Annotated in this window: 13 protein-coding genes and 2 pseudogenes; 13 read left to right on the top strand and 2 right to left on the bottom strand. The window is 53.1% G+C overall.

Annotation, left to right across the window (positions count from 1 at the left end):
* Positions 1–108 precede the first annotated feature (108 nt).
* The 4 genes from ACFSW5_RS13530 (at position 109) to ACFSW5_RS13515 (ending at position 4,903) form a co-directional block, all read left to right on the top strand.
* Positions 109–1,068, top strand: coding sequence for an ABC transporter permease (locus ACFSW5_RS13530; RefSeq protein WP_379273813.1), 960 nt, complete (start codon positions 109–111; stop codon positions 1,066–1,068).
* Positions 1,069–1,178: 110 nt separating this feature from the next.
* On the top strand, positions 1,179–2,078 hold the full coding sequence (locus tag ACFSW5_RS13525) for a carbohydrate ABC transporter permease (protein ID WP_379273811.1): 900 nt from the start codon (positions 1,179–1,181) through the stop codon (positions 2,076–2,078).
* Positions 2,079–2,142: 64 nt separating this feature from the next.
* The gene (locus ACFSW5_RS13520; RefSeq protein WP_379273809.1) at positions 2,143–3,795 is read left to right on the top strand and encodes an extracellular solute-binding protein; all 1,653 of its coding nucleotides are present in this window, start codon (positions 2,143–2,145) and stop codon (positions 3,793–3,795) included.
* 67 nt (positions 3,796–3,862) lie between these two features.
* Entirely contained in the window at positions 3,863–4,903 is a 1,041-nt protein-coding gene (locus ACFSW5_RS13515) for a glycoside hydrolase family 88/105 protein (protein ID WP_379273807.1), read from the top strand.
* A gap of 68 nt (positions 4,904–4,971) precedes the next feature.
* Here ACFSW5_RS13515 and ACFSW5_RS13510 read toward each other — a convergent pair whose 3' ends face one another.
* Together ACFSW5_RS13510 and ACFSW5_RS13505 are read right to left on the bottom strand one after the other, a co-directional pair.
* A complete protein-coding gene (locus ACFSW5_RS13510) occupies positions 4,972–5,607 on the bottom strand; it encodes a DUF2306 domain-containing protein (RefSeq protein ID WP_379273805.1) in 636 nt (211 codons plus the stop codon).
* A gap of 20 nt (positions 5,608–5,627) precedes the next feature.
* Complete coding sequence (locus ACFSW5_RS13505; protein WP_379273803.1) at positions 5,628–6,662, bottom strand: DJ-1/PfpI family protein; 1,035 nt, start codon at positions 6,660–6,662, stop codon at positions 5,628–5,630.
* 171 nt (positions 6,663–6,833) lie between these two features.
* Here ACFSW5_RS13505 and ACFSW5_RS13500 point away from each other — a divergent pair, with 171 nt between their 5' ends.
* The 9 genes and pseudogenes from ACFSW5_RS13500 (at position 6,834) to ACFSW5_RS13460 (ending at position 15,774) form a co-directional block, all read left to right on the top strand.
* Positions 6,834–7,520 (top strand): response regulator transcription factor, encoded by a 687-nt coding sequence (locus ACFSW5_RS13500; RefSeq protein ID WP_379273800.1) that lies wholly within the window; start codon positions 6,834–6,836, stop codon positions 7,518–7,520.
* 2 nt (positions 7,521–7,522) lie between these two features.
* The gene (locus ACFSW5_RS13495) at positions 7,523–8,590 is read left to right on the top strand and encodes a sensor histidine kinase (RefSeq protein WP_379273798.1); all 1,068 of its coding nucleotides are present in this window, start codon (positions 7,523–7,525) and stop codon (positions 8,588–8,590) included.
* Between the two features lie 35 nt (positions 8,591–8,625).
* Positions 8,626–9,309: pseudogene (locus tag ACFSW5_RS13490) on the top strand (AAA family ATPase); the annotation flags it as partial.
* 1 nt (position 9,310) lies between these two features.
* Positions 9,311–10,033, top strand: coding sequence for an MOSC domain-containing protein (locus ACFSW5_RS13485; protein WP_379273796.1), 723 nt, complete (start codon positions 9,311–9,313; stop codon positions 10,031–10,033).
* 196 nt (positions 10,034–10,229) lie between these two features.
* On the top strand, positions 10,230–10,616 hold the full coding sequence (locus tag ACFSW5_RS13480; protein WP_379273794.1) for a hypothetical protein: 387 nt from the start codon (positions 10,230–10,232) through the stop codon (positions 10,614–10,616).
* Between the two features lie 319 nt (positions 10,617–10,935).
* The gene (locus tag ACFSW5_RS13475) at positions 10,936–11,589 is read left to right on the top strand and encodes a PspA/IM30 family protein (RefSeq protein ID WP_379273792.1); all 654 of its coding nucleotides are present in this window, start codon (positions 10,936–10,938) and stop codon (positions 11,587–11,589) included.
* A 159-nt stretch (positions 11,590–11,748) separates the two neighbouring features.
* Entirely contained in the window at positions 11,749–12,120 is a 372-nt protein-coding gene (locus ACFSW5_RS13470; protein WP_379273790.1) for a hypothetical protein, read from the top strand.
* Between the two features lie 45 nt (positions 12,121–12,165).
* A pseudogene (locus tag ACFSW5_RS13465) lies at positions 12,166–13,919 on the top strand (ABC transporter ATP-binding protein).
* Positions 13,903–15,774 (top strand): ABC transporter ATP-binding protein, encoded by a 1,872-nt coding sequence (locus tag ACFSW5_RS13460; protein ID WP_379273787.1) that lies wholly within the window; start codon positions 13,903–13,905, stop codon positions 15,772–15,774. The pseudogene ACFSW5_RS13465 and the gene ACFSW5_RS13460 overlap by 17 nt, the downstream one beginning before the upstream one ends.
* Positions 15,775–15,785: the final 11 nt, after the last annotated feature.

Genomic DNA, 15,785 nt, shown 5'->3' with positions numbered 1-15,785 from the left:
TCATGATTTACCGAGCGGAGCGGGAAAAGGTATGATGAGACACAACTTCGCCCCTGTCTAATAGGAACAACCGGGCAGCGGCCGCACAAAGAGGAGGTGAACCTGTAAATGTTGAAAGCGCTTCGAAAAAATGAAACCGCTTTAACCGGTCTTAGAACGGATAGGCGGGGGGTGTTTTATTATCTGAGGCGGGACCTCCAGCTTTATTTGCTTCTACTCATCCCAATGGCGTTCGTGCTCGTGTTCAAATACGCGCCGATGTCCGGGCTTGTGTTGGCGTTTAAGGATTACAAAATCGCCAGAGGATTTTGGGGAAGCGATTGGGTCGGGTTTCAGGTGTTTGCCGACATTTTCTCCAAACACGATTTTATTCGCGCCGTCCGAAACACGCTGCTGCTCAACAGCCTCGACCTTGTGTTCAGTTTCACGATGCCTATCGTGCTTGCGCTTCTTCTGAACGAAATCAAAAACGTCAAATTCAAGCGCGTGAACCAGACGGTTCTGTATCTTCCGCACTTCCTGTCCTGGATTATTATCGGAGCAATCGCCTACCAGCTGCTCAGCGTGAACAACGGCGTGATCAACAATCTCATCGAATTGATGGGGGGCAGCCGCATTCCGTTTCTGCAGGAGGACAATCATTGGCTCATCACCTACTTGGCGATCGGCGTGTGGCAAAGCATGGGCTGGGGGACGATCATCTATCTCGCTTCGATCAGCGGCATCAATCCGGAGCTGTACGAAGCTGCCGTCGTTGACGGAGCCGGGCGTTGGCGCAAAATGTGGAACGTCACGCTGCCCTCGATCCGCGTCACCATCGTCACCTTGCTGATCCTGAATCTGGGCAAGGTGATGGAAGGCTCGTTCGAGCGTATTTTTGCCCTGCAGAACAAAGCGACGACGGAGTTTACGACCACCATTCCGGTATTGGTTTACCGATGGGGGATCGAGAGCGGGAACTTCAGCCGCGCGACCGCTCTAGGATTGTTCCAGGCCGTCATCGGCCTTGCGCTTGTGCTGCTGGCCGACCGGATCGCCAAGAAGCTCGGCGAAGACGGTTTGATCTAGGCGAATAACCACTGCTCCCGAAGCAAGTTTTTGCTCGAACGCAATTCAGGAAGCGACGCTCGCAAAACGAAGCTGTTGCGGCGCTCGCAAAACTTTTCAGGAGGTGAACGATGAAAGCACCCGATATCGCTTTGGCCGTGCCCCGCCGAAGGCGCTTTGACATTTGGGATGTGCTGATCCACCTGTTCGTGGCTCTCGCCTCGCTGGCTTGCCTGCTGCCGTTTCTTCATGTCGTGGCGAAGTCGTTCAGCGACGACGCTTACGTGATCGCGAACAAAGTGTTTCTTTGGCCGGAGGGCTTTACGGCCGGGGCGTACGCGAAAATTTTCGCCGACGAAAGCATTTTGCGCTCCTTGTATGTGTCGGTCATCGTGACGGTACTGTTTACCGTCCTGGGCATGATCATCACCATCTGCGCGGCCTACCCGCTTTCCCGCAAGCAGCTTAAGGGCCGGACGGCGCTGACGGTCATCTTTATGTTCACCATGTATTTTAGCGGCGGCATCATTCCCGAATATATGCTGATCAACAATCTCGGCATGATGGATACGTTGTGGTCGCTCATTTTGCCGCTGTCGTTCAGCGCTTTTAACCTGCTCATTATGAAAACCTCGATCACGAGCGGTATTCCCGACAGTCTGGAGGAATCGGCGCGTATCGACGGCGCAAGCCACTTCCGCATCCTATGGAGCATCGTCCTTCCGCTGTCCAAGCCGATCATCGCGACGTTGTCCCTGTTTTACGCGGTTGGCCGCTGGAACGCTTACCAGGACGCGTTGTTTTATATCAAGCAGCAAGTGGATCTTCGGCCGCTGCAGCTCAAGCTGTATTATCTGGTCATTCAGGCGAGCGAAAGCTTCCAGCTTGAAGCCATGCAGGTGTCGCTGAGCAATCCCGAAGTGCTTAAGGCGTCGTGCGTCGTATTCGCGACCCTTCCGATTCTTTGCGTCTATCCGTTTATCCAGAAGTATTTTGTCCAGGGCGTCATGCTCGGAAGCGTCAAGGAATAGTCCATTCCGCTTTCGCATGTCATCCGGCCGTTTACGAACTAAAAACCTATTGGGGGAAAAAACGATGGCAAAAAAAAGAATCATTTCGTTGTGCTTGGCTCTCATGACGGCAATCGGGATATTGGCGGGCTGTACGGGCAATACGAACAATAATCCGAATCCAAGCGCCGGCGGCTCCTCCGACCCCGCTCCGTCCGCCGGCGCAAGCAGCGATGCCGGAAGCTTTCCCGATTACTCGGCAGGCTTCCCCGAGAGGGTAACCCTTGAAATTCCGGTCTATGAACGTGCATTCGAAGGATGGAATGTGACCGACAACTACTACACCCGCTGGATTCAGAAGGAATTTGGCGACAAGTACAACGTGACCGTCAAGTTCGTGCCGATCACGCGCACGAGCGAGGTTACGGATTATGAGCAGCTGCTGGCATCCCATAAAGCTCCGGACATCATTTTCCACTACGATATGCCGCAGGCGCTTGCCTACTATGGCGAGGATGTCATGCAGACTTTGAACTGGGACGAGATCGCCCACTATGCCCCTACGTATTGGAACAACATGAGCGAGACGATTAAGCAGTACGGCACCGTTGACGGAGAGAACGTATTTTTCTTCGGCGAGCGTCCGAGCTTGGACAGCTTCACGACTCTGATCCGCAAAGACTGGGTCGAGAAGGTCGGCATGAAGGTGGAGGATCTGACCTCTCTCGAAAAATATAACGAGATGCTGACGAAGTGGAAGGAAGCCGGGCTTGGAGTCGGCGGCGAAAGCTTGAAGAAAAATAACTATACGTACAACTATGCATTCCGCAATTGGCCGATCGACGAGAAGGAGCGCGCCCTTTATTCCGATCTTTCCGTAGCGGATATGACGACCGAAGCGACCGAAAAATATTTGCGCAATCTGAACTATCAGTTCAACAACGGATTGATCGACAAGGAATTTTATTTGCGGGACGACGACAACAAAATTAAAGCCGAGTTCGTTGCAGGGAAAACCGGAACCTACGGTTTCTATCTCAGCAGCAATACCGATGTGATCACCGCAACGCTGAAGAACAATCCTGAAGCCGAATTCGCCGTGTTGAATCCCGAGGCCGTCGTTCCCGAAGGCAATGTGCCGCAAGGACGCGCTTATTGGCCTTTCGGCATGATTATGGGCATTAACTACGAAACGTCCGACATGGAACGCGCCGCGGTCTGGATGTACCTGGAATGGATGAGCCAGCCGGAAAATCTGTTTTTCCTGCAGAACGGCGTCGAAGGCCAGAACTATACGCTCGATGCCGACGGGATCGCCGTGAAAAACGCGGATTTTAAAGGCGAATCGGCCCTTTCTCAAAATAACAACAAAGACTACTGGTGCCTGGTCATCGAAACCGTGAAGTACGACGATCCCGAAAAGATGCGCGTGGCTTATCTCCGCAGCATGTCGCCTCCGGGATACGAATATTTGGCCGAACAATCTTTGGCCAACTATGACAAGTACGCGGAATATCGCACGCCGGACGCGCTGTTCAGCGTTGTGCTCGAGAAAGTGAACGAATACAAGGCCGATCTGAACTCTCTCTTCCAGGAGCTGTACGTGAAATGCGTCATCGCGCCGGAAAGCGAATTCGACGCCACGTACGAGGAGGCTAAAAAAACCTACCTGGAAGCGGGCTACCAAGAAATTTTGGATGAGAAGCAGAAGGCGATCGATGAGGGCAAATATCGGTAAGGTTGAACAAACGATTGCCTAGAGCCGCGGCTTTCCGCCGGGGCTCTGGCTTGGAGGTGCGCGTCCGTTGAAATTAAATGCAGATCCGTCCGAATTGAAACAGGCCGTCCAACGCGTAGCGGATTACACGCTTGGCATGGATTTGACTTGGGATTGGCCTTGCGGCGTCGCTTATTACGGCGTAAGCCGCGCGTTCGAAGTGACCGGAGACAAGACGTATGTGGAGCGGATGGCCGAATGGTGCGACGAGTATATCGAAGCGGGGCTTCCGTCATGGACGGTCAACACTTGCGCCATGGGGCATATGCTGCTCACTCTTTATGAGCAAACGAAGGATCAGAAGTATCTCGACCTTATCTTAAGCAAGGTCGACTATCTGCAGAACAAGGCGCTGCGTTTCGGCGATCGGGTGCTTCAGCACACGGTATCGGCCAGAAACGATTTCCCGGAACAGTGCTGGGCCGACACGTTGTTCATGGCCGCGTATTTTATGCTGCGCGTCGGCGTGATGCAGGGGGAGAAGCCGCTTATCGAGGATGCGCTGCATCAATTTTATTGGCATATCAATTATTTGCAGGATGAGAACACCGGGTTATGGTACCACGGCTACAATCATATCGCGAAGGATCACATGTCCGGCATCTATTGGGGGCGCGGCAACGCATGGGCGGCCTATACGATGTCAAGGGTAAGAAAGGTTTTGCCGGAAGGCTACCTGTACCCCCCTTTTATGCATGTCGGCAGTTCGCTGCGCGACCAGCTCGCCGCGCTTAAAGGTTTGCAGAGAGAGGACGGCCTCTGGGGAACCGTTCTCGACCTTCCGGAATCATACGGCGAAGTATCGGCGACGGCGGGCATCGCGGCGGCGATGGTGACGCAGAACAATCCGCTGCACGCGAAATATGCGCAAAGGGCGCTGGACGGCACGCTTGCGAATATCGCCGATAACGGCAGGGTGCTTAACGTTTCCGGCGGAACGGCTGTCATGAAAGACATCGACGGTTATCTTGGCGTCGACAGGAAATGGGCCCAGGGCTGGGGTCAAGGACTGGCGCTCGCGCTGCTGGCGGCTGTCATCGAAAATGAACAAGAGCGCATCAACCGATAACGAAAAAGCTGAAGCCCCGGTATGGCTTCAGCTTTTTTGCGTTGCGGCGCCAACTCCGCCGGTTTGCCTTAGCTTTCCTTGAGCTGGCCGGACGCTCTGATCACGATCTCGGGAATAATCAGCAGCAGCGCAATGGAGCCGTATACGCCGATGGTGTAGCTGTCCGCATAGACGAAACCGAATCCTTGATGAAAAAGGGCGGTGAGGAGATGGATGGACAGATTCGTAAAACAAAAGGCGTAGCTTCGGATCATCCAGTTCCGGTGCCGGGTTATCCGTCTCTTTTTGATCTGGACAAGCGCCATCACCGTTATAAACGGCCAAATCAGATTTAGCGCGTTGAATCCCATGCTTGTTATTTTTCCTCCGGTAGCGTGAGGCGCCATGTATCCGGATGTCAGCACGACAAGAAGGACGGATGCGACATAAACGTAGCCGTTCATCCGGTGGAACTTGCGGCTTTTGGCAAAGATTCGGTTCGAGAAGTTGAGCAGCCCCGCCGCCATGGCGACGCAGGCGAACGCGACATGAACGTACATGACGTTTAACCAGACGGGGAGATTAAGCTCGCGCTTAAGCCCGGTTTTATGGCTTAAAAAACTTTCGGCTCCGGGATCGATAATATAATTGTCGGCCAAGGCGTACACGATCAATAAAATGGTGACGCAAGCCAAAAGTCCGTATCCTGATTTCCATTTCTTCATATGATCCTCTCCTATTGCATTCACGGAACCCGCTTGCCCGTTAATTTGGATGCCGGCAACAAACCGGCCTTGGCGAACCCGGTTATATGATCTCCGTCGACGGCAACCTCGAATTTCAAGTTTAACCGCATCGGTTTCGTGATTCGGAGCGACCAGATAAGCTTGTTGTCCCGAAGTTCGGGGTCTATAAATTCGACTGTCTCATCCTCTTGAATGGCTTTGCCGCGGATCGTTCCGCCGCTGGTGGAAATCGAGAGCCTGACCTTCAGCTTCCCGACCGGCGTTGCGAGGATCGTATCCCATTCGCCGGCGAAGGCAGAAGCTTGTGTAATAGATTCATGCAAGGAGCCGCTAGGCTTCGCCGCTTCGTTCCCCGCGTTATGCGGCTCTTTGTCAGGCGCTATCATAGAACTGCCGGGCGCAATGCCTTCTTCCCGCCAAACCGTTCCTCTCCGTTCAAATTCGAACAGCTGCTCGACCGCGTGTGCGATACGCGGTCCAAGCTCGCGTTCCACCAAATATAAAGCAACATCGAGACCGGAGGTTACGCCCCCGCCGGTCACCAGGTTGCCGTCGTCCACTATCCGTGCGGGGACGGGAACGGCTCCCGCAGCCCCAAGCAGGTCCATTCCGAGACGATTCGTTACCGCAGGTCTGCCTTCCAAGAGCCCTCCCATGGCCAGCAGCAGAGAACCGCCGCATACCGTGGCGACTGCGATTTCTTCATGATGGAGGGCCCGCCCAATCAGACCGGTCAATTCCGTATTCATGGCCCGGGCCAGAATGGCGGGAATCGAATCGGGTTCCTCTCCCTCGAGGGCGCCGGACGCGCCCGGCACGAGAATGATGCCCGCCAGCTCCGGGTTCAGCCGTCCGCTCGCTTCGATTGTTAACCCGTTGATTCCGCTGGCTACCGGTCTTGCTCCTTCGGCGGTGACGAATTGTACGCTTAACGTGTTTTCGGCGTTCATCGCCGCGGCGCAAAAAACCTCGTAAGGCGCAATGGCATCCAGAAGGTCGAAGCCGTCATATAGCACGATTTGTATATGGATCATTGAACCGTACTCCTTTTCCAAAGTCTGTGGTTGCAATAGAATGATAACCGATCAATATCTCAAACGAAGCGGCAAAAAGGTCACAAAACGATAAACAATTCGTCACAAAACTTAAGGAGACGCCGGTTCTCGCAAAAAAATGATAAACTAATTTGCAAAGGTGGGATATTTATGCGTTCATTCCATACGATACTGGTCGTAGACGATGACCCAAGTATCGTCGAACTGTTAAGGGACTTTCTTGAGAACGAAAACTTTCGCGTCATAACCGCTTGCGACTCCGCGGAAGCATTGGCCTTGTTCGAGCGGAATACCGTTCATTGCATCGTCCTTGACATCATGATGCCGGGACTGAACGGCTTTGAGTTATGTCGCCGGATTCGAGAGGAAAGCGACGTTCCGATTCTTTTTTTGAGCGCCCGCAGCGACGATGTGGATAAGATCCGGGGATTGACGCTCGGCGGCGACGACTATATCGTCAAGACCGCTTCGCCGGGGGAGATTGTCGCCAGAGTGAAAGCCGTATTGAGACGTACCGGCTCCCGGCGGCAATGGGATGAAAGGATTTTGGATTATGGCCGCATCAAGTTAAACCTGTCTGCGAGAGAAGTGACCGTTGCAGGTCACAACGTAGCGCTTACCCCAAAGGAATACGAGCTGTTGCGATTATTTGCCGAACACCCGAGACATGTTTTTACCTATGAACAATTGCTGGAGAAATTTTGGGAAGGGATCGGCGATAAGCATACCGTTCGAGTCCATCTCGGCCGGCTTCGCGACAAAATCGAATCCGATCCGAACCGGCCGCAATACTTGATCAACGTATGGGGAGTAGGCTATCGTTTCGAAGGAGGATAAAAATGGGACCGGTACGCATTCGTTCGTTCACTTTGCTTTGCTTTTTCTTTATCATGCTTATGCCGTGGGTTTTCTTCGTTACCGCTCATTTCATCGAGACTAAATCGTTAAACATCGGGCAAACGCCAAATGAGGAACTGCATACGGTCCCCATCGTCTCGGCGTTTGTCGGAGTTTTGCTCGCATTTTTGATCGTCGGGGCCGCCATGCGAAGGTTTCTTCTGAAACCGCTCGAGCGGATGAGTCTCGTATCGAGGGAAGTTGCGGCGGGGGATTGGGAGGTGGAATTGCCCATGTTCAGAATCGCAGAAATCGCCGAGGTGCGCGACGGGTTTGAAGTGATGGTGAAAGGGCTGCAAAGCTCCTACCGGAAACAAGCGGAGCTGGAAGAAGAACGCCGATTCGTCATTGCCGCCGTGGCTCACGATTTGCGCACCCCTTTATTCGCCTTGCGGGGTTATTTGGACGGATTGGAACAAGGGATTGCGCAGTCCCCGGAGAAAATGGCGAAGTACTTGGCGGTATGCAAGGAAAAATCGGAGCAGTTGGACCGTCTTGTTGAGGACCTTTTCACGTTTACAAAGATGGAGTATTTGGAGACGAAATTAAACGAGGAGACGATTGATTTTAAAATGATCCTTCAAAACGCCGTTGACAGCCTCAGGCCGTTAGCCATGCAAAAACATATATCCATCTCGAGTCGCTCGGCGGACGATTGCATCGTTCGCGGCGAAGCCCACTTATTGGAGCGCGCGATGACCAATTTGCTGGATAATGCCGTCAGACATACGCCCTCCGATGGCGAAATTGTCGTTCAATGCTATAAAGACGAGCACAAAGTAAAGTTTTCGATACGCGATACCGGGCCGGGATTTTCTTCAGAAGAGCTTGAGCGGGTATTCGAACCGCTCTATCGAGGGGAAGCATCCCGAAACCGCTCCACCGGAGGCAGCGGCTTAGGCTTGACCATTTCGCAGCGAATTGTCCGGCGGCACGGCGGCGGGCTTGCCGCACGCAACCATTCGGAGGGAGGAGCGCTGCTTACCGGATGGCTGCCCGTAACGGATTAATTTTCCTTGAAAATTAAGGAGGACCCGAGTATGTTGTCAAAGAGCTGCATAAGCTTGATTTCCATCCTAAAGTAACCTATATCGTAGGCGAAAACGGGGCGGGAAAATCGACTCTAATGGAAGCGATTGCCGTGGCGTGGGGATTTAACCCCGAAGGAGGCACTATAAATTTCTCGTTTTCAACCCGGTCTACGCATTCGGATTTGCATAAATACGTTCAACTGATACGAGGTGTTCATCGGCCGAAGGACGGCTTCTTCTTTCGGGCCGAAAGCTGCTATAACCTGGCGACAAATATAGACGAATTGGATAGCCAATTATCGTTTGGTCGGCCCATTAAGGATTCTTACGGCGGGAAATCGCTGCATGAGCAGTCGCATGGCGAATCGTTTTTTTCGACGTTCATTGATCGTTTCGGAGGCCGCGGCTTATATATTCTGGACGAACCCGAGGCGGCACTGTCGCCTTCCCGCCAAATGGCAATGCTCGCAAGAATTCATCAGTTGGTTCAACAAAGGTCGCAATTTATTATTTCAACCCATTCTCCGATTTTAATGGCCTATCCGGATTCTATTATTTATCACTTAACTTCGAATGGGTTTGAAGTGACGCGGTTAGAGGAAACGGACCATTATATGATCATGAAGCAGTTTCTTAACAACACGGATAACATGATTAAGCGGTTATTTGAGGAAACGTATGAGGAACGGGAGGAATAAAATGCTGATCGGTCATATTAAAAAAATTATACGTCACCCCGTGAAATCGTTTGGCGGCGAGAGCGTGCCCAAAACCAATGTAATGGAATACGGTTTGTATGGGGACCGGAGCCACGTTTTTTTGGATGAGACAAGACCCGGCAAATTTTTAACGATTACGCAATTTCCCGGAATGGTTCGTTATAAAGCGAGATTCGTAGGAGAAGAATCGATGGATGAATATCCATACGTAGAGATCACGACGCCTGAAGGGAAAACGACGGCCTGGGGCGATGACCTGCTTCGCGAAATCGAGAATAAATCGAAACGGAAGGTTTCGTTGCGGAAATATGCTCCCTCTCTTGTTCCTCCAGGAGCAATTGAAGAGGAGCATATCCAGCTCGTCACCGATGCTTCCATGAAAAAATTAAAAGAAATATGGGGGCAAGAAGCGGATGACAGACGTTTCCGTCCGAACTTATTCATTTCACTCGCTGAGAAAACCCCGTTTATTGAAGAAACCTGGTTTGGAAAGCGGATCAAAATCGGACGCGATGTCGAATTCGAAATCATCAGACATTGCGAAAGATGCATGATTGTTACGGTTAATCCCGATAATGCCGAAATAAATGCCCCACTGCTTAAAACGATCGTAAAAGAAAGAAACAATCGCTTCGGCGTTTATGCGTCCGTAATCAAAACGGGTGAAATTCGTGTGGACGACAAGGTATATCTCCTGGATTGATCCATATCAATCCGCAACAGCCATAATCAGCGGAGCCCCCAAACGGAGCGGCTCCGCTTTTGTTTTGCCGCCGACTTTTTTCAGCCTGCTTTAAGGAAACATTTAACTTCTTTTGAGCTTCGGTTAAGGATGGCTTAAGTATAGGACTTTAGACTTTGGGATGTAGACAAGCGGCAGCCGGAAGGAGGTGATTGGAATGAAACGCAGCCGATGGTTAGGATGGATGATTGCAGGAGCGGCGCTGTTTGTATTGTTTGTTGTACTATGGCACGGTTTCACTCCTGACGAGAGAGTTGCAGGAGGACCCGGTTTTCACAACATACATCGCGAGGGAAGATTTTACGGCGGTCCTGTCATTCATGAGGTCTCGGGCGTCGTATGGTTGGCATCTCTAGGAATCGCATTTCTGTTTATTTTGAAGCTTGTCCTTGTCGCCGCCTTCGTTGCGGCGGTCGTATACGTCGTAAGCCGTTTCCTTAAATCGCGGACAAGCGACTTCAACCATTCCGTGCCGTTTATCCCTAGACGGACTTATCATACCGGCGCAATGCTGGACGAATGGGAGAAAAACCAACATAAGTAAATGCTTCCGAAGCAAGTTTTGTTCGAAGTATCTCAAGAAGCAGCGCTCACAAAACTAGGCAAATGCTTCCGAAGCAAGTTTTGTTCGAAGTATCTCAAGAAGTAGCGCTCACAAAACTAGGCAAATGCTTCCGAAGCGAGTTTTGTTCGAAGTATCTCAAGAAGTAGCGCTCACAAAACTAGGCAAATGCTTCCGAAGCGAGTTTTGTTCGAAGTATCTCAAGAAGTAGCGCTCACAAAACTAGGAATGCTTCCGAAGCAAGTTTTGTTCGAAGTATCTCAAGAAGTAGCGCTCACAAAACTTTTAGGAGGAAATAATAATGGGAATTTTTTCGAGAGTCAAACAAATCGCCGCAGCCGATATCCACGGCTTGCTGGATCGCTTCGAGGATCCGATCAACATGCTGAAGCAATATATCCGCGAGCTCGAGGAACAAATCGACAAGGCGCATGATGCGCTTGCGGGCTTGCTCGCTTCGGAGAAGCATTACCGCATCCTGATCGCGAACACGCAGGATATCGTAGTCCGCCGCACCCGCCAAGCGGAGCTTGCCGTCGACAGAAAGGAGGACGCGATCGCCGAGCTTGCGATCCAGGAGAAGCTGCAGCATTCGAAGCTGCTTGCCGGCTACGAAGAGCAGCTGGCGGCAACCCGAGACCGCATGGCGGTGCTCCGGGAGGAATTGGATCGAATGGCGGCGCTGCATCAAGAGCTGACGATGAAGCTGGATGCGCTTATGATCCGCGCCCGTACGGCTCAAGTCATTGAGGCCGCTGCCTCGGCAACCGGCTGCTTCAGAACGGACGAGATTCAGCGCAACGTAAGCCGTATCGAAGCGAAGGTATGGCGCATGGAAGCCGGGGCGGATGCGTCCCGCTTCGTCTCCTCCTCGTTTGATTCGCTGAAGCGGATCGAGCAGTCGGACGAAGTGCGCGCCGAGCTTGAAAGCTTGAAGGCCGCGCGCGGCAGATAAGTGAACCCCATCGGAACCGCTGTCCCTTAAGGGACGGCGGTTTTTCCTATTGGACAAGAAAACCGTAATAAAGCTTGACAGTTCAACTTGAACTCGTATACATTTGTATACAAGAGAAAGTCGTATACAAATGTATACAATTCAAAAGGAGGAATCAGGATGAGGGAAGGACACGGACATAAAGGCAAGCACGGTCATCGGGAGCACCGGGAACACCGGGGTCACGGGCATAAGCACGGGATGCGGGAATTTGCGGAGCATCATTCCAAAAGCGCCCAAACGTTTCGGCGCGGCAGGGCGATCGCATTTCTGGATAAGCTGATGGTGAACCGTTCGACTTTGCAGCGGCAGCTGAACGATCCGCAATTTGAATCGATCAAATCGGTCATTAGCGGCGAATTAAAAGCGACCGAAACGATTATCGAAGAGTTTATCCATATGTTTCAGCTTCATGAAATATCCCCTGACGCCAATGTAGCGGATGACGCGAATCCCGAAGGGGAAAACCCGACGGACGAAAACAATGGCTAAGCTTCGGATTCCGATAACGGCCGACAAAGGAGGAAGGGATAGAATTTGAAGCCGGACGGTATATTGAAACCCTATTTCAGGGAGACATGGCGCATCTACCTTTCTTCGATTGCGCTTCATGCGATCGCCAGCGTCGTATACGCTTATTTTCCGAAGGTGCTAGGCGACTTTACGGATCGGCTGGAGGCCGGCAATCTGGTTCAGGACGAGGTCGCGCGATACAGTCTGTTATTGCTCGCAATCGGCGCGGGACATGCGCTTATCGGGGGGTACGGCCAATATCTCGTCATGTATGTCGGCCGATTGTTCGAATATACGACCCGCCGCCGCCTATTCTCGCATTTGTCCGGGCTAAGCGAGCGCTATTATTCGAAAAACGGCGTCGGCAAGCTGCTGAGCTACTTTATGAACGACGTCACCGGCGTCAGGGAGTCGATCTCCATGGGAATCAACCAGACGGCGATGGCGGGCATGCTGTTATTTTCCTGCATGGGGGCCATGATTTTGAGCGGTATCCCGCTTTACCTGATCGCTGCCTCCGTCGGTCCGCTGTTTCTTATTCCCTGGATCGTGACCCGTTTCGGTCCGGCCATCCGGCAACGGTCGTTAAAAGTGCAGGAGGCGCTTGGCGCGATGACCGAATCGGCCGAAGAGCAGTTCGGCGGCATACGGGTCACGAAAAAATTCGCGGCCGAGCCGATTATGATTAAGCGGTTCGCCTCTTATGTCGACCGCATCCGCGACAATCAGCTGTCGCTCGTTCGGATGTCCTCGCTTTTCCAGGCGCTTGTCCCGTTTCTCGGGTCGATGTCGTTGATGATCGCTTTGGCGTACGGCGGTTACTTAACCGTGACTGATAAAATTACGCTCGGGCAGTTCGTCGCACTGACGCTGTACGTCCGCATGCTGATGAACCCGTTGCAGATGATCGGCAACGTCCTGAACACGGTGCAGCGATCGCGCGCGTCGTTACAGCGGCTGGATGAGCTGGTCGAGGTTCGGCCCGATATCGTCGAAGCGGAAGATGCCGTGCCGGTTGAGCTCGGACAAAGCGCCCTGTCCATTCAAGGCTTGACGTTTTCCTATCCGGAAGCGTCCCGGCCGGCTTTGCGGGACATCGACCTTGTCATCGAGCCCGGCATGACGGTCGGCATCGTCGGCAGGACCGGCAGCGGCAAAACGACGCTCGTCAAGCTGCTGCTGCGAATGTACGACCCTCCGGCCGGGACGATTCGGATCGGCGGGACCGACATTCGCGGAATTACGCTGGAGAGCTTGCGCAGCCAGATCGCTTACGTGCCGCAGGACGGCTTTCTGTTCAGCGCGACGATTCGCGACAATATCGCTTTTGCCAAGCGGGATGCCGGACAAGACGAAATCGAAACGGCGGCCAAGCAAGCGCGGATCTACGACAATATTATCGAGTTTCCCGATCGCTTCGAGACGAAGCTGGGAGAGCGGGGCGTCACGTTGTCCGGCGGACAACGTCAGCGAACGAGCCTCGCTCGCGCTCTCCTCAAGCATGCCCCGCTTATGATTCTGGACGACAGCGTCAGCGCCGTCGATGCGGTTACCGAAACCGAGATTATGCGCGCGATTCGGGAAGAGCGCAGCGGCAGAACGACCGTTATTATCGCGCATCGGATCAGCGCCTTGAAGCACGCGGATCTCATCGTAGTATGGACGGCGGAGCAATCGTCCAGCGAGGAAGGCACGAGGAGCTGCTTGCGGAGCCGGGGCCGTACGCCGAGCTTCATGCGATTCAAGAGGAGGGAAGCCGGCATGCGGCAGGACATTAACAATTGGCAATCGGACAGGAATGCGGATCCCGGCAAAAAGCCGAAGCCTCAATACCGGTCGGCCTTTCGGATTCTCGGCTCCTATGTGCGGCCGCACCGGCTCGCTTTTGCTTTAGTCATCGTCTGTACGGTGATCGCGATAGGCGCGGAGCTGTTTCAGCCGTACCTGGTCAAGGTCGCCATCGATGACAATCTGATGGGAGGCAGCCAAGATTACGGCGGTCTTCTCGCAATCTGCTTCATCTACTTCGGATTGTCGTTGACGGGGCTGCTGTTCACATACCTTCAGAACAATTTGCTCCAGTACGCCGGACAAAGCATTGTAGCTGGCATACGGAAGCAGCTGTTCGAGCATATTACGAAGCTTTCCATGTCCTATTTCGATAAAACGCCGAGCGGCAGCCTCATTACCCATGTTTCGAGCGACACCGAAGCCGTCAACCAATTTTTCAACCAAGTGCTTCTGACGCTGCTTCGAGACGGGCTGACGCTGCTTGCGATCCTTGGCATGATGTTTCATCTGGACCCGGTTCTCGGCCTTTATTGTTTAGTGTTGCTTCCGGTTATCGCCGTCATCTCGGTCGCATTCCGTTCGTTTATGCGCAATACGTATCAGATGGCGCGTACGCGCTTGTCCCGGCTAGTATCGTTCGTGGCCGAAAATCTTTCGGGCATGCACCTGATCCAGGCGTTCCATCAGCAAAAGGCGCAGGCCGAGCAATTCAAAGAGCGGAATGAAGCCTATTACAAGGCGAATATTCGCGAAATCCGGACGATGGTTCTGTTTAACCGGTCCTTCGACTTGCTGAGCAACCTGACGATCGCGTTCGTGACGTGGATCGGCGGCAAGGCGGTGCTGGGCCAAACGCTCGAATTCGGCGTGTTGTACGCGTTTATTACATACATCCGCCAATTTTTCCAGCCGATTAACGCGATTACGCAGCAGTGGAATACGCTGCAGTCGGCTACGGTCGCCGTAAACCGGATCTGGAGCGTGCTCGATACCCGGCCGGATATCGAGGACCGTCCGCAGCCGGTTCAAATCCATTGGGAGTCGGTTGAGGGGCGAATCGATTTCAACCGGATTACGTTTGGGTATGGAAGCGAATCGCCGGTTTTTCGCGGACTCGACCTTCATATTCGTGCAGGCGAAACGATCGGCATCGTCGGGACGACCGGCGCGGGCAAAAGCTCGCTTATCAGCTTGTTATGCCGGTTTTACGATGTGCAGGAGGGGAGCATCCTTATCGACGGCCATGATATTCGAGACTTGCCACAGGCACGTCTGCACCGCATCGTCGGTTTGGTCCAGCAAGAGCCGTTTCTTTATGCGGGGAGCATCATTGACAATGTCCGGATGTTCGACGAGACGATCTCCCGAGATGCGGTCGTTCGCGCATGCGAATTCGTCGGAGCCGATCGGCTGATAAGGCGGATGAAGGACGGCTACGACACGAAGCTGTCCGAGCGCGGCAGCGGATTGTCGGCAGGTGAGAGGCAGCTGTTGTCGTTCGCGCGCATCATCGTCTTCCGCCCGAAGGTGCTCGTTCTGGACGAAGCTACCGCCAATCTGGATTCGCAGACGGAGCAGCTGATCCAGCGGGCGCTTCAGGTCGTATCCGAAGGCCGTACGACGATCGCCATTGCGCATCGTCTTTCGACTGTCATGCAGGCCGACCGGATTATCGTCTTGCGTCATGGGGAAATCGTCGAAGAGGGGACGCATCGGGAGCTGCTCGAAAGGAAAGGCTTTTATGAACAATTGTACCGTCATTCGCAAGGCGAGGCGAAGGAAGAGGAAGTGCGGATGCAGCGAAAAAATGCTTCGATGCCGTTTAAAGAGAATGTTGTTTAAAGCGAGATTGG

The sequence above is a fragment of the Paenibacillus thailandensis genome (assembly GCF_042685365.1).
Lineage (GTDB): Bacteria > Bacillota > Bacilli > Paenibacillales > Paenibacillaceae > Paenibacillus_AP > Paenibacillus_AP thailandensis.
This window is presented reverse-complemented; position numbering and strand designations above follow the sequence as displayed.

What these genes read in the sequence shown, in the direction of transcription:
- ACFSW5_RS13530 (WP_379273813.1), top strand. Translation starts at nt 109, where the DNA reads ATGTTGAAAGCGCTTCGAAAAAATGAAACCGCTTTAACCGGTCTTAGA.
- ACFSW5_RS13525 (WP_379273811.1), top strand. Translation starts at nt 1,179, where the DNA reads ATGAAAGCACCCGATATCGCTTTGGCCGTGCCCCGCCGAAGGCGCTTT.
- ACFSW5_RS13520 (WP_379273809.1), top strand. Translation starts at nt 2,143, where the DNA reads ATGGCAAAAAAAAGAATCATTTCGTTGTGCTTGGCTCTCATGACGGCA.
- ACFSW5_RS13510 (WP_379273805.1), bottom strand. Translation starts at nt 5,607, where the DNA reads ATGAAGAAATGGAAATCAGGATACGGACTTTTGGCTTGCGTCACCATT.
- ACFSW5_RS13505 (WP_379273803.1), bottom strand. Translation starts at nt 6,662, where the DNA reads ATGATCCATATACAAATCGTGCTATATGACGGCTTCGACCTTCTGGAT.
- ACFSW5_RS13500 (WP_379273800.1), top strand. Translation starts at nt 6,834, where the DNA reads ATGCGTTCATTCCATACGATACTGGTCGTAGACGATGACCCAAGTATC.
- ACFSW5_RS13495 (WP_379273798.1), top strand. Translation starts at nt 7,523, where the DNA reads ATGGGACCGGTACGCATTCGTTCGTTCACTTTGCTTTGCTTTTTCTTT.
- ACFSW5_RS13485 (WP_379273796.1), top strand. Translation starts at nt 9,311, where the DNA reads ATGCTGATCGGTCATATTAAAAAAATTATACGTCACCCCGTGAAATCG.
- ACFSW5_RS13480 (WP_379273794.1), top strand. Translation starts at nt 10,230, where the DNA reads ATGAAACGCAGCCGATGGTTAGGATGGATGATTGCAGGAGCGGCGCTG.
- ACFSW5_RS13475 (WP_379273792.1), top strand. Translation starts at nt 10,936, where the DNA reads ATGGGAATTTTTTCGAGAGTCAAACAAATCGCCGCAGCCGATATCCAC.
- ACFSW5_RS13470 (WP_379273790.1), top strand. Translation starts at nt 11,749, where the DNA reads ATGAGGGAAGGACACGGACATAAAGGCAAGCACGGTCATCGGGAGCAC.
- ACFSW5_RS13460 (WP_379273787.1), top strand. Translation starts at nt 13,903, where the DNA reads ATGCGGCAGGACATTAACAATTGGCAATCGGACAGGAATGCGGATCCC.